Annotated in this window: 7 protein-coding genes; 3 read left to right on the top strand and 4 right to left on the bottom strand. The window is 64.2% G+C overall.

Annotated features, from left to right (window positions below; translation table 11 throughout):
• Window positions 1-57: 57 nt before the first annotated feature.
• Window positions 58-1,458, top strand: coding sequence for a glucose-6-phosphate dehydrogenase (locus ACNQOP_RS11910; RefSeq protein ID WP_416404553.1), 1,401 nt, complete (start codon window positions 58-60; stop codon window positions 1,456-1,458).
• Window positions 1,459-1,556: 98 nt separating this feature from the next.
• Here the strand turns inward: ACNQOP_RS11910 and ACNQOP_RS11905 are convergent, their stop codons facing one another.
• Window positions 1,557-1,895, bottom strand: coding sequence for a P-II family nitrogen regulator (locus ACNQOP_RS11905; RefSeq protein ID WP_017199639.1), 339 nt, complete (start codon window positions 1,893-1,895; stop codon window positions 1,557-1,559).
• The gene (locus ACNQOP_RS11900; protein ID WP_257369055.1) at window positions 1,892-3,214 is read right to left on the bottom strand and encodes an ammonium transporter; all 1,323 of its coding nucleotides are present in this window, start codon (window positions 3,212-3,214) and stop codon (window positions 1,892-1,894) included. Before ACNQOP_RS11900 ends, ACNQOP_RS11905 begins: the two co-directional genes overlap by 4 nt.
• Before the next feature lie 225 nt (window positions 3,215-3,439).
• On the opposite strand from ACNQOP_RS11900, the gene ACNQOP_RS11895 reads away from it, so the two are divergent.
• Entirely contained in the window at window positions 3,440-4,660 is a 1,221-nt protein-coding gene (locus ACNQOP_RS11895; RefSeq protein ID WP_416404552.1) for an MFS transporter, read from the top strand.
• 65 nt (window positions 4,661-4,725) lie between these two features.
• On the opposite strand, the gene ftsY is transcribed toward ACNQOP_RS11895, so the two are convergent.
• Both ftsY and smc read right to left on the bottom strand, forming a co-directional pair.
• A complete protein-coding gene (gene ftsY / locus ACNQOP_RS11890; RefSeq protein WP_257369057.1) occupies window positions 4,726-5,931 on the bottom strand; it encodes a signal recognition particle-docking protein FtsY in 1,206 nt (401 codons plus the stop codon).
• Window positions 5,932-5,951: 20 nt separating this feature from the next.
• Window positions 5,952-9,530 carry a chromosome segregation protein SMC gene (smc, locus tag ACNQOP_RS11885; protein ID WP_416404551.1) on the bottom strand — a complete coding sequence of 1,193 codons (3,579 nt, stop codon included), beginning with the start codon at window positions 9,528-9,530 and terminating at the stop codon, window positions 5,952-5,954.
• Window positions 9,531-9,880: 350 nt separating this feature from the next.
• Here smc and ACNQOP_RS11880 point away from each other — a divergent pair, with 350 nt between their 5' ends.
• Window positions 9,881-14,770 (top strand): DUF4082 domain-containing protein, encoded by a 4,890-nt coding sequence (locus tag ACNQOP_RS11880; protein WP_416404550.1) that lies wholly within the window; start codon window positions 9,881-9,883, stop codon window positions 14,768-14,770.
• The last annotated feature ends 40 nt before the right edge of the window (window positions 14,771-14,810 follow it).

Here is a 14,810-nt window from a genome sequence, read left to right as displayed (position 1 = left end):
ACGGGACTCGACTATCTAGGGTACCAAGTCGCACCTCCAAGATGGCATGCTGGCACGGTGACCAGTAAAACAACTGTAAAAACATTGCTCATCCTCGGAGCATCCGGAGACTTGACGGGCAGGCTGCTGCTCCCGGGCCTTGCTGGACTGTTGGCCGCGGGTGGCGCTCCAGGCTTGCGTTTGGTGGGAGCCGGCTCTGATCCTTGGTCTCCGGACCAGTGGAGGGAACGGGTCGACGGCGCTTTCGCCGCCGCGTCGAAGGAAGCCGACGCCCAAGGCAAGGCGGCTTTGGCTGCCGTGGCCGGCAGCACCGAATACCACCAGCTGGACGTGACGGCCGAGGGACCGCTGGCAGAGTTGCTGTCGCAGCTGGAGGGTCCGGTCGCGATCTACTTCGCGTTGCCGCCCCACGTCAGCCAGAAGGCCTGCGAGGTTTTGCACCCTGGACAGTTGCCGGCCGGAACCCGCCTGGTCATGGAAAAGCCATTTGGATCAGGTACCGAATCGGCGCGCGAATTGAACAAGACGCTGGCTGCGCTGGTGCCGGAGGACCACATCCATCGGGTGGACCATTTCCTGGGCAAGGCAACAGTGCTGAATATCCTCGGCCTCCGCTTCGCCAACAGGTTCCTGGAACCGGTGTGGAACCGGGACCACATCGAAAAAGTGGAGGTCATCTTCGACGAAGACCTCGCCCTTGAGGGCCGTGCCCGCTACTACGACACCGCCGGCGCGCTCCGGGACATGATCCAAAGCCATCTCCTGCACATCATGGCGTTCCTGGCCATCGACGCGCCGGCCACCATTGGGGAACGCGACCTGCGGGACGCCGTCGCCACCGTATTGCGTGCCAGCAGCATCAAGGCCCCCTACAACCTGTCGACGCGTCGTGCCCGGTACACGGCAGGAACCCTGGGCGAACGTACCGTGCCCGACTACGCCGCGGAGGAAGGCGTGGATCCTGCCAGGAACACCGAAACCCTTGCGGAAGTCCGGGTGGACATCGACAACTGGCGTTGGAGCGGCGTCCCGTTCATCCTCCGCTCGGGCAAGGCCATGGGACAACGCCGCAAGGAAGCAGTCATCACGTTCCGCCCGGTCCCCCACCTCCCCAAGGGCTTCTCCGGCGTGGACTCCCCCAATCAGTTGCGGATCGGTTTCGGGCCCGACGTTTTGGAGCTCGACGTCGATGTCAACGGCCCCGGTGACATCTTCAACCTTGACCGCGCAAGCCTGGTGGCCGAACTCAACGCGGCCGGGATGCTGCCCTACGGCGAAGTGCTCGAAGGCATCCTGACAGGCGATCCGCTCCTGTCCGTCCGGGGCGACACCGCTGAGGATTGCTGGCGGATCATCGAACCCGTCCTCAATGCTTGGGCGAACGGCGAGGTGCCCCTGGAAGAATACGCCGCCGGCAGCGCCGGGCCCGCGAACTGGCCCACCGGCGTCGAGGACTAAACGTCGAAGACTAAACAAGGCAACACAAAGCGGGCCGGGTACCTTGTCTGGTACCCGGCCCGCTGCCGGTGTTTGAGTAACGAGTGGTAGCCGGTGGCCTAGATGGCCGCCGCGCCCCGTTCACCCGTCCGGACCCGGACTGCTTCATAGACATCCACGGTCCATACCTTGCCGTCGCCGGCCCTGCCGGTATTCGAGCTGGCGATGAGGACATCCAGGATGTCGTCCGCCTGTTCGTCCGTGGCCAGGACCTCGATCCGGATCTTTGGCAGCAGGTCCACGTTATACTCGGCTCCGCGATACACCTCGGTGTAACCCCGCTGCCGGCCGTAGCCGCTGGCTGCACTGACCGTCAGGCCCTGAACCCCGTATGCTTCGAGGCCTTCCCGGACTGCTTCGAGCTTTTCGGGACGGACGATCGCTGTGATGAGCTTCATGCCTGGACACTCTCCTTGCCTTCTGCGGGAGCCTTCTCTTCGGACTTTCCGGTCATCGCCTCATGGAGCGGCTGGAAGCTGCCCCCGTGGCCGTTGACGCCGAACTCGTACGCCGTCTCAGCGTGCAGGCTGAGGTCGACGCCCACGTTCTCCTGCTCAGTGGAGACCCTGAAGCCCATGGTCTTGTGGATGGCGAGGGCGATGATTGCCGTCATGATGGCCGAGAAGACGATTGCGATGCCTGCCGCTGCGAGCTGTGCCCACAGTTGGGTCAGGCCGCCGCCGTAGAAGAGGCCGCCGGCGGTGACGCCTTCGCTCGGAACTGCAATGAAGCCCAGAGCCACCGTGCCGATGATGCCGGATACGAGGTGGACACCCACGACGTCCAGGGAGTCGTCAAAGCCCCAACGGAACTTCAGTCCAACCGCCAGGGCGGAAGCGACACCGGCCACAACGCCCAGTCCCAGTGCACCGACCGGGCTGACGTTGGCACAGGCGGGAGTGATGGCCACCAGGCCGGCAACCACACCGGATGCTGCGCCCAGGGAGGTGGGGTGTCCGTCGCGGATGCGTTCGGTGATGAGCCAGCCGATCATTGCCGCTGCGGGAGCTGCGAGGGTGTTGACCCAGATCAAGCCACCCTGCTCAGCCGTGGTCGCTGCGCCGCCGTTGAAACCGAACCAGCCAAACCATAGGATGGCCGCACCGAGCATGACGAACGGGATGTTGTGGGGGCGGTGGTTCGGGTCTTTACCGAAACCGCGACGGTTACCGATGATCAGGACCAGGACAAGTGCTGCCACACCGGCATTGATGTGCACCACGGTGCCGCCGGCGAAGTCGATTGCCGGGCCGAGGGCCTTTCCGATTGCACCCTCCGGGCCGAACAGGCCGCCACCCCACACCATGTAGGCCAGGGGGCAGTAGACCAGCGTGACCCAGACCGGGACGAAGATGGTCCACGCGCCGAACTTGGCGCGGTCTGCGATTGCGCCACTGATGAGCGCAACAGTAATGATGGCGAAGGTGGCTGCGTAACCGACCTTGATCAGGCCATCAGGGGTGGAAATGCCTTCGAGGCCGAAAGTGGCGAACGGGTTGCCCACGATTTCAAGGAAGCCTTCGCCTGAGCTCATCGATGCGCCCCACAGCACCCAGACAACTCCGACGATGCCGATGGAGATGAAGCTCATCATCATCATGTTCAAGGCAGCCTTGGCGCGTGTCATGCCGCCGTAGAAAAATGCCAGACCAGGTGTCATGAACAGCACGAGTGCCGCCGCCACCATGACCCATACGTGACCTGCGGTAAGTTCCATGGTGCACGTTCCTCTCTTGCTTTGGTTCTGCGGTTCTACCGCTGTCCTGACGCCTTTTGCGTCCTGCTTAAGAGTTTTGTGCCGCTGTGTTTCACCTGCGCAGGTTTTATATTGCGGGCCGGTTACAACAACCTCCCCAACGTAAATGGTGCATATCCCCGCTGTTACGGATATGTTTCAGGCGTCAGACTTCACCCGAAAACCAACCCGAAGGACCCCAACCGCATGACCCAACCGCCCAGATCCGTCAAAGCACCAAGGATCCGGCCTGAGAAGACTCCCCTGCCACGCGACATCAAGGTGATGTTGGCCGCGGCGTTCCTGATTGCGTTGGGCTTCGGCCTGGTGGCACCCGTGCTGCCCCAGTTCGCCACCACTTTTGACGTTGGTGCAACTGCAGCCGCCGTGATCGTGAGCATCTTCGCTTTCATGCGCTTGGTCTTCGCCCCGGCCGGCGGTGCTTTGATCGGCAGGTTCGGTGAGCGAAACGTCTACGTTTCAGGTCTTCTGATTGTTGCCGTGTCCACAGCGGCATGCGCCTTCGCCCAGGATTATTGGCAACTGCTGATCTTCCGTGGGCTCGGTGGTGCGGGCTCTGTGATGTTCACCGTCGCGGCCATGGGCCTGCTGATCCGGCTGGCTCCGCCCGAACGCCGCGGGCGGGTATCGGGGGCGTATGCCTCGGCATTCCTGATCGGCAGCGTGTTGGGTCCGGTTGTGGGCGGCTTGCTTGCGGGCTTCGGACTCCGCGTTCCATTCCTTGCCTACGCAGGAGCGCTGCTCGTGGCTGCTGCGGTGGTCCGCACCATGCTTAGCGGCGAGGGACAGGCCGCGACCAATGCAAACCCAGCTCCTGCCATGACCCTGAAGGAAGCACTTGCAGACTCGGCCTACCGCGCCGCAGTGTTCTCCAGTTTCGGCAACGGCTGGGTGACTTTCGGGGTTCGCATGGCCACCATCCCGCTGTTTGCGGCGGCGGTGCTGCAGTCGAAGCCGGAGACGGCTGCCTGGGCACTGGCCATCTTCGCGGTGGGCAATGCCAGCGCGCTGACATTCTCCGGGCGGCTGGCGGATGCCTGGGGACGGAAACCCCTGGTGGTGCCCGGACTCGTCATCACAGGGTTGGCTACTGCCGTGATCGGCTTGACCACGGATTTGCTGGCCTTTCTTGCCGCTTCGGCTGTGGCGGGATTCGGCTCAGGTTTGCTGGGGCCGGCGCAACAGGCCGCCGTCGCCGATGTCATTGGCCGGGGACGTTCCGGCGGCAAGGTCCTCGCAGTGTTCCAGATGGCCGCGGACACCGGCGCCATTATCGGCCCCATCGTCGCCGGGCTTTTGGCCGATGTTCTGGGCTACGGCTGGGCATTCGGCATTACGGGTGCGGTGCTGCTGGTGACTGCCATCGCGTGGCTCCCCGCGCGTGAACCCCTGGGAAACAAAAACTGACCGACAGCAAGAGGTGCGGAACACCCCTGCTGCCGGCCAGTTAACCGTGTTGTGCTGCTGAGCTGCTAGTTGAGCAGCGCGTCCACGAAGCTTTCCGCATCGAACGGTGCGAGGTCATCCGGGCCTTCGCCCAAGCCAATGAGCTTCACCGGAACACCCAGCGACTTCTGGATGGCCACCACAATGCCGCCCTTTGCCGTACCGTCCAGCTTGGTCAGAACGATGCCGGAGATGTTGACCACCTCAGCGAAAACGCGGGCCTGGTTGAGGCCGTTCTGGCCCGTTGTGGCGTCCAGGACCAGCAGGACCTCGTCCACCTCGGCGAGCTTCTCGATGACCCGCTTGACCTTGCCCAATTCGTCCATGAGGCCGGTCTTGTTCTGGAGTCGTCCGGCGGTATCCACCATGACGACGTCGACTTCCTGGTCGATGCCGGCCTTGACGGCCTCGTAGGCAACCGACGCCGGGTCCGCCCCTTCAATGTCCGACTTCACGGTGGGCACGCCCACGCGCTGCCCCCACGTAGCGAGCTGCTCGGCTGCGGCAGCACGGAATGTATCAGCAGCGCCGAGCAACACGTCCTTGTCTTCAGCCACGAGGACACGGGCCAGCTTTCCCACCGTGGTGGTCTTGCCCACGCCGTTGACGCCGACGACAAGGACGACGGCGGGCCGGTCGCCCTTGCGTTCGACGTTCAGGGAACGGTCCATGCCCGGGTCCACCAGCTTGATGAGCTCTTCGCGCAGCATGGCCTTGACCTCTTCCGGGCTGCGGGTACCCAGAACCTTGACACGTTCACGAAGCGCGTCAACCAACTGCATGGTGGGTTCGGTGCCGAGGTCGGCGAGCAGGAGAGTCTCTTCAACCTCGTCCCACACGTTTTCGTCGATTTTGTCCCCGGACAGAAGCGCCAGGAGGCCTTTACCCAGGATGTTGTTGGATTTGACCAGGCGGGCACGGAGCCGGTTCAGGCGGCCCTCGACGGGGTCCGGTGTATCAATGGCGATGGTTTCGAGCCCGGCGGCGTCGTCGGGAACATCGGTGCCGGCAACCGTTCCGTCAAAGGTGGGTGCCGGTGCTTTGACGGCGTCCGGGTGGTCCTCCACCAGAGTTCCGCCGCCTGCTGCCGAGGACTGGACGGGGTCGTTGGCGTCCCGCGGCCCAGGGTATTTGGCCCCGGATTTCCGGGCCTTCAGCAGTACCGGCACGAGTCCGCCGACCACTACGAGCGCAGCGACAATGGACAGAATTATGGGAAGGAAATCGTTCACTCCCCTACCTTCTCATATTGCTAAGCCCCGGCACCGAGCCTCTGGCTGATGACGGTGGAGACTCCGTCGCCGCGCATGGTCACCCCGTAAAGGGCGTCCGCTACCTCCATGGTGCGCTTTTGGTGGGTGATCACGATCAGCTGGCTGGACTCACGCAGTTCCTCGAAAATGGTGATCAGCCGGCCCAGGTTGGTGTCGTCCAATGCGGCTTCAACCTCATCCATGACGTAGAAGGGCGAGGGCCGCGCCTTGAAGATTGCCACCAGCAGCGCAACGGCCGTCAGGGAACGCTCGCCGCCGGAAAGCAGCGACAACCTTTTGATCTTCTTACCGGCAGGCCGTGCTTCCACTTCAATTCCCGTGGTGAGCATGTCGTCGGGATCGGTCAGGACAAGCTTGCCTTCGCCCCCTGGGAACAGGCGCGCGAAGACGTGGTCGAACTGGGCGGACGTGTCAGCAAAAGCCTCGGTGAAGACTTGCTGGACGCGGTTGTCCACTTCCTTGATGATGTCCAGCAGATCCTTGCGGCTGGACTTAAGGTCCTCCAGTTGGGAGCTGAGGAATTGGTGGCGTTCTTCCAGTGCGGCAAATTCCTCAAGCGCCAGGGGGTTCACTTTTCCCAGGGATGCGAGGTCGCGCTCAGCCTTCCTGAGCCGTTTCTCCTGCTCCGCGCGGACGAACGGGACTCCTTGAACCACTGGTTCGCCATTCTCATCCACCGGTGCCCGCAGCTCGGCCCACTTGTCGGTGGTGGTTCCGGCGGGCAGGGGCACGGGCTGGTCCGGACCGTAATCAGCAATCAATTGTTCAGCCGATAGCCCCAGTTCTTCGATGGAGCGCGTTTCCAGGGCTTCGATGCGCAACCGCTGCTGGGTGCGCGCCATTTCGTCCCGGTGCACGGAGTCGGTCAGCTCAGCGAGTTCCTTGGCCAGGGCATCGTTTGCAGAGCGGACCCCTCCCAGTTCCCGCTCCAACTGCTCACGCGTTTGCTCCGCAAGATCTCGCTCACGCCCGGCAAGGTCAACTGATATGTCCACGAAGCGCAGGGTCTGCTCCACAGCCGACGCGACGGCGGCCGCTCGTTGAGCCTGGGCACGTCGACGCTGTGCCCTGCGCGCGGCCTCTTCACGGGCGCGTCGCTCGGTAGCGGCAGCACGCTCCAGGGATGCCGCCCTGTTACTGATGGCGCCGAGTTGTTCTTCCGCAGTCCGGAGGGCCAGCCGGGCTTCGGTCTCCAGCGCACGGGCAGTCCTGGCCTGCGCTGCGAGCTCGTCACGCTGGTCCGTGGACGGCTCTTCCTCGGGAGCTTCCTGGGCCGCTGCAAGGCGTTCCGCGGCGACTTCAAGGTCCAGTTGGGCCTCGGCGATATTGGCCTCGGCCTTTGCCATGGACGCGGCAAGGCGGTCGCTTTCGCCAACGGCGCTGCGCAGGATGGAGTTCAGGTGCCCCAACCTCTCCGCGACGGCGGCCAGGCGGGCATCCGATTCGTGCAGCCGTTCCAGCGCGGCGTCGGCGCGGTCCTGTGCTTCGGCGCGCCGGGCCTGGGCGCCGGCCAGGGCAAAGCGTCCACGCTCCAAACGGGCAGTAACCTCCTGGAGGCGGGCCCCGGCGTCGTCCACTGCTGCCTGGACTTCCAACAGCGACGGTGCGTTCGTTGAGCCGCCCACGACGGTGAGGGTGGTCAGGACATCCCCCTCCAAGGTGACGGCCGTAAGGTCCGGCCGTTCCGCGACCAGCGAGGCTGCCGCCTGGACGTCATCGACGACGACGGTCCCGGCCAGGAGCGCCAGCGTACCTTGGGCAGCGGGGTCGCCGATTTTCACGACGTCGGCAACCCAGCGACAACCGTCCGGAAGCGGGCTGCTGCTCCGAAGGGCCTGAACGTCGGTTCCACCGTCGGCCAAGAGCAGCGTCGCACGTCCGGCGTCGTCCTGCTTCAACAACCCGATGGCGGCAACAGCGTCGGCGGCACCGCCAACCACTACCGCGTCGGAGGCGCTTCCCAGGGCGGCGGCAACGGCGGCCTCGTATCCCGGTTCGACGCTGATCATGGCTGGCAGCGGACCAAGGGTCCCCTCCGCCGCGAGGAGCCGGCCGGAGCCGTCCTTGCGTTTAAGTCCCAACTGCAGTGCGTCCCGACGGGCCGTCAACGAGTCACGCTCGCGAACAGCGTCCCGCTCGGCAGCTTTGAGCTCTTCGATCTCCGCGAGGACTGCGTCCAGGACCTCGGTGGCTTCCTCATACTCGGCGTCGAGGCTCTCTTCCCCATCCTCGACACCGGCCACTTGGGTTTCCAGTGCCGTGAACTCGCTTTGGGCCTTCCGGCGCCTTTCGTTGCCCGACGCAAGAGACTCCCGGAGCCGGCCGCGCTCAGCTTCGGCAGCTTCTGCACGGGAACGTGCCGCGGCCACCTGGCCAGCCAGCCTGGCCAGGCCCTCCCTGCGGTCTGCCGCAGCCCTCAGCATTGCGGTAAGCCGCTTGTCCTCCGCGGCCGCGAGCGCTTCCGCCCCGTCCTTGGCGACGGTGGCTTCGAGGAGCGCCGCTTGCTTGGCGAGGATGTCATGTTCCAGTGCCGCTTGTTCCTCACGGACGCGCGCCGCTTGCCGTTCAAGCTGGTCCGGATCGCGCCCAGAGTCCACGGCCCCTTCGGAAGAACCGAGGAGCCGACGGCGTTCGGTAGCCAGGGAGCCAAGGGATCGCAGGCGCTCCCGCCCGGCGGAGAGCTGATACCAATGGTCGCGGGCCGCGTTGAGCCGCGGGGTCGCCTCTGCGGCCTGCTGCTCCAGGGCCGCCTGACGTTGACGGCCCACCAGCAGGCCGGCCTCGACCACCTGGCGCCGTTCCTTGAGTGCAGCTTCGTCGGCGACGTCCTGTTCGAGGGAGGTTGTCAGTTGCACGAGGTCGTCCGCGAGGAGCCGGGCGCGGGCGTCCCGGACGTCGAACTGGACCGTCTGTGCCCGTCGCGCGATCTCCGCCTGCTTGCCCAACGGTGTGAGTTGCCGTCGGATTTCCGCAGTCAGGTCGCCAAGCCGGGCAAGGTTGGCCTGCATGGCCTCGAGCTTCCGGACCGTCTTTTCCTTCCGGCGGCGGTGCTTGAGGATCCCGGCTGCTTCCTCGATGAAGCCCCGACGGTCTTCAGGGGTGGCATGCAGGACACGGTCCAACTGCCCTTGCCCGACGATGACATGCATTTCCCGGCCGAGGCCTGAGTCGGACAGCAGCTCCTGGATGTCCAGGAGCCGGCATGGCGCACCATTGATGGCGTATTCAGACCCACCCGTGCGGAAAAGGGTGCGGGAGATCGTGACTTCGCTGTACTCGATAGGGAGGGCGTTGTCAGCGTTGTCAATGGTGAGGGACACATGTGCCCGCCCCAAGGGAGGGCGGCCTGACGTCCCGGCGAAAATCACGTCTTCCATCTTGCCGCCACGCAGCGTTTTTGCGCCCTGCTCGCCCATGACCCAGGCCAACGCGTCCACCACGTTGGATTTGCCCGAGCCGTTGGGGCCGACGACGGCGGTGACGCCGGGTTCGAAGTCGAACGTCGTGGCCGACGCAAAGGACTTGAATCCGCGGACAGTCAGACTTTTCAAATGCAAGGCGCTTCGGTTCTCCTGGATGGACCGTTGGTTGTATCCCCAAATCTACTGCCGATAGGGCGAAATACAGGGATCTGATGCCGGAATGCCTTGCGGGCGGCCAGCCGCACCCCTACACTCCTGCCAAGGGTTACATGGACTTTTCGTTCCGGTGATCCGGCCCAGGCTCGAACTGTTGTTGGCCTGCACCGGATCCGGTCCCGTTTTTCGGAACGACGCGCCCATGTGGCGAACCCGTGTTCCACAACTGAAGATCTAGGTTTGACCCTGGCTGGGGAGTGACAAGCCGGGACCTGCGCATTACCCCGCGGGCCCGTCTTAGCTATCGGCGTACCACTCCAGGAGTTCTGATGCCCGGTCCTTCAGCTTCCCGACCACAGCGAATCTTCAAGGGTCTCCTTTTGCCCGTGGTGATCGCCCTGGTGGGGGCCCTTTTGCCCCTCAGCGCAACGACGGCGATGGCTGTGGGACCCTGCGACCCCGTGGTGAACGCGGTGGCCTGTGAAAATTCGAAGCCCGGCAGCCCGCCCTCGGAGTGGGACATCAATGGCGCGGGCGATGACACCATCCAGGGCTTCGCCACGGACATCAGCGTCAATGCCGGCCAGCCCATCCGGTTCAAGGTCGACACCAAGGCGCCCACCTACACCATCGCGATTTACCGGACCGGCTGGTATGGGGGCAACGGAGCCCGCAAGATCGCCGATGTGACACCGTCCGTATTGCGCCAGACCCAGCCGGCCTGCCGCAGCGATGTCACCACCGAGCTTTACGATTGCGGTACCTGGGCCGTTTCGGCAACGTGGCAGGTTCCGGCGACAGCTGTGTCCGGTGTCTACATCGCGCTCCTCACACGCCCTGATACCGGCGCAAAGAGCCACATCACGTTCATTGTCCGCAATGACGGCAACCGTTCCGCCGTCGTCTTCCAAACGGCGGACGAGACCTGGCAGGCCTACAACACGTACGGCGGCTCGGACTTCTATCAAGGTGCCGCGAACGGCAGGGCCTACAAGGTCAGCTACAACCGGCCGATGGCAACCCGTGATGGTCCGAACGGGCGGGACTTCTACTTCGCCAACGAATACCCGATGGTCCGTTTCCTTGAACAGAACGGCTACGACGTCAGCTACATCAGCGGCCTGGACGCGGACCGCAGCGGCGCGGAGCTGCTGAACCACAAGGTGTTCCTTTCGGTGGGGCACGATGAGTACTGGTCCGGTCCGCAACGGGCCAACGTCACCGCCGCCAGGGACGCCGGCGTGAATCTTCAGTTCCTTTCGGGGAATGAGATGTATTGGCGGACCCGGTTCGAACCCTCAACAGTGGACGGCACAGCGAACCGCACCCTGACCTGCTACAAGGAAACCTGGGGAAATGCCAAGATCGACCCCAGCACCCAGTGGACAGGCACGTGGCGCGACCCCCGTTTCGCCTCGCAAGCCAACGGTGGTGGCCTGCCCGAGAACGCGGTGACCGGGACCATGTACATGTCCAACCACTCCGACTTGCCTATTACCGTGAGTTCGGACGAAGGCAAGACAAGGCTTTGGCGGAATACGTCCCTGGCATCGTTGCCTGCAGGTTCTTCCACGGCGCTGGCAGCCCACACGGTGGGTTACGAATCCGACGAGGACCTGGACAACGGCTTCCGGCCAGCCGGCCTGGTCCGGTTGTCAACCACTGTGGGAAGTGTTCCCGAGTACCTCCAGGACTTCGGCAATACCGTCAAGCCGGGCAATACCACCCATAACGTGACCCTCTACCGGGCAGCAAGTGGCGCCCTGGTCTTCTCAGCCGGCAGCGTCCAGTGGACGTGGGGGCTGGACCAGGAGCACGACGGCGCCGGCGCACCTGCCGATGCCAGGATGCGCCAGGCGCAGGTCAACTTACTCGCCGACATGGGCGCACAACCCGCCACCCGGGCAGCCGGCCTTGTTGCCGCTGTTGCGAGCACTGACACCACCAAACCCACCGCAACCATCTCTGCTCCGGCCAACGGTGCCACGGTGGCACAAGGCAGCAGCGTCACCGTTACGGGAACTGCCAGCGATGTTGGAGGCGTCGTGGCCGGCGTCGAAGTCTCCACCGACGGCGGCACAACCTGGCACCCGGCCCAGGGTAAGACGAGTTGGAGTTACACCTACGTGCAGAAGGGCCTTGCCACGGCAACCGTCCAGGCACGGGCCATCGACGACAGCGCCAACGTGGGTGCTGCCGTGAGCCGCAACCTCACCCTCAACGGCCCCTACAGTGTCTTCGGCCAAACAGTTCCCGCTGTCCAGGACTCCGGTGATGGCGGGGCTTATGAAATGGGCTTGCGCTTCACGCCCTCTGTGGATGGCTTCATCACAGGCGTCCGTTTCTATAAGAGCACCGCCAACACCGGAACCCACACAGGCTCCTTGTGGAGCTCCACCGGCGAGCGCCTGGCCACGGCCACATTCACCAATGAGACCGCTTCGGGGTGGCAATCAGTCCTGTTCGCCCAAGCAGTCCCCGTGGCTGCAGGCCAGAAGTACACAGCCTCGTTCTGGGCCCCCAACGGCCACTACGCCACCAAGGACTATCAGTGGGCCAGCTTTGGTTTCACTGACGCCCCGTTGAAGGTAGCGGGCGGATTCGGGGCGGAGCCGGCCGGCGTGTACAGCACATCGCAAAGTTTCCCGACCACCAGCTACAACGGTGGCAACTACTTCGCAGACGCCATCTTCAGCACTGTAGATACCTCCCCCATGACAGTTTCGGGCCAGACACCCATCCCGTCGTCGTCGAGCGTAGCGGTCGACACCAAAGTGAGCGCGGTATTTTCCAAGCCGGTCACCCCGGCCAGCGTCCAACTGACGTTGCAGTCGCCGTCCGGGCCAGTAGCGGGCACTACCGCATATGACGCCGCCACGCGGCGGGCTACTTTTACGCCGTCGAGCGCATTGGCGTTCAGTACCCAGTTCACGGCAACCTTGGCAGGCACTGACTCCACCGGTGGTCCAGTGACGGCGGGTGGGACCTGGTCCTTCACGACGGCGGCGACCCTCCCGGTTCCCGGCGCGTGCCCCTGCAGCCTTTTCGATGACTCTGTCACACCAGGGATAGCGGAACTGCGGGAAGGCGTACCCGTAACCCTTGGTGTGAGGTTCTCGAGTGTTTCGGCAGGCCAGGTGCTTGGCGTCCGCTTCTACAAGTCCGCCGGCAACACGGGCACCCACAACGGCGCCCTGTACACGGCAACCGGCCAGCAGCTGGCCACGGTCGCGTTCACCAACGAAAGCAGTTCCGGATGGCAGACGGCCATGTTCAGCCAACCCATCCAGATGGCTGCGAATACGGACTACATCGTGTCCTACAAGTCCCTGACCGGGACGTATTCGGCCACGACCAACGGATTCGGTTCGGGTATGAGCGTAGGACCACTGCGGGCACCTTCTGACGCTGGCGCTTACACGTACAGCGGAGATTTTGCTTCCTCCAGGTCCACAACCAGCTACTTGGTGGACGTCGTGGTCACAGTGCCGAACACTCCATTCACTGTGGGTTCCCAATCGCCGTTGCCCAACGCCTCCAGTGTCCCCCTGAACACCACGGTCAGCGCCGTGCTCTCCGAGGCCGCCGTAGCGTCGAGCGTGAGCACGACGTTGAAAGTAACCGGCGGAGCCGCCGTAGCCGGGACGTCCAGCTACGATCCAGCAACGCGTAAAGCCACGTTCACTCCCACAGCCGCCCTCGCAGCAGGGACGGGTTATACGGCCACGGTGACAGCTACGGCGCAGTCCGGTCAGCCGATGTCGGGCGGCGGGACCTGGACCTTCACCACGGTTCCGGCACCGAGGACCCCTGGTGTGTGCCCATGCACTCTGTACCAGGACACGGTGACGCCAACGACGCCGGATGCCAACGACGGCGTGCCGTTGTCCCTGGGCGTCAGGTTCGCGAGCGACACAGCCGGGCAAGTCACCGGCGTGCGCTTCTACAAGGCGGCCGGCAACACCGGCACGCACACCGGTTCGCTCTACACCGTCAGCGGACAACTGCTCGCTACCGTCACATTCACCAATGAATCCAGCAGCGGATGGCAGACAGCCGTGTTCAGTCAACCGGTGAACATCGAGGCCAACACGGAATACGTGGCAGCGTACAAGTCTCCCACCGGCAGTTACTCCTACTCTGCGGGCGGATTCGGTCCGGGCTTCACCAGTGGACCGCTGCGCACGGACACAGATTCTGGAGAATATGCCTACAACAGCGACTTCCCCAATGCGTCCACCACTGCCAGTTACCTGGTGGACCTGGTCTTCGCTACGCCAACAGCACCCCTCACTGTAACGGAGCAGGTTCCGGCACCGGGCGCCACGGACATCCCCACCGACGTGAAACCGTCCATCACCTTCTCCTCCGGGATCAACGCCGGTTCGTCCTTTACCCTGACGGCTAACGGCTCATCCATTGCCGGCACGGCCGCTCTCTCCTCCGATAGCCGGACGGTCACGTTCACGCCGGCCGGCCCCCTTCCCAACAGCACGGTCATCTCAGCCAGCGTGGCCAACGTGGTCTCCCAACAGGGGCAGGCGTACCCCACCACCAACTGGCAGTTCACAACTGCAGCCCCGACCGTCCAGGTGTCCACCATCTTCGGTTCACTGACCCCCCAGACAGCGTCCGCCTCGGATGCCCTGTCTGTGGAGTTGGGCACGGCCTTCACCGTTTCCCAGGCGGGCAACGTCACGGGCATCCGTTTCTACAAGGGGACCGGAAACACAGGAACCCACGTCGGCTCGCTCTGGAACTCGGCGGGCACGCGGCTGGCACAAGTGACCTTCACCAATGAGACGGCAACAGGATGGCAGACCGCCACACTGGCCACGCCCGTGGCGTTGTCGACCGGCCAGACCTACGTGGTTTCCTACCGTGCCCCCGTCGGCCGGTACTCGTATACGCAAGGCTTCTTCAACCAGACCTGGACGTCCGGCGTCTTCACCGCTTCCGGGCCCAATAACGGGCGCTACCGGTACGGCTCAGGAGGCGTCATGCCGGCCAGCTCGTTCGGGGCGACGAACTACTTCGTGGACGTTGTCTACTCAAGTGCCGCACCCGCCCAGCAAGCGGCGGCGGCGCCGTCCCCGTCGCCTACCGCCACAGCCACGCCTACCCCGACAGCTACGGCAACGCCTACTGCGACACCGAGCCCGTCACCGAGCCCGACGCAGTCCGGTGGTTTGCTCTGCGGGCTGTTGCCGCTCTGCTGATCACACAGCAGAGGACCTAGTTAACGGGTGGCTTGCTCAA

This window comes from Arthrobacter sp. LFS091, from assembly GCF_047977885.1.
Taxonomy (GTDB): Bacteria; Actinomycetota; Actinomycetes; order Actinomycetales; family Micrococcaceae; genus Arthrobacter.
Note: the sequence above shows the minus strand (reverse complement) of the source record. Positions and strands in the feature narration are given on the sequence as shown.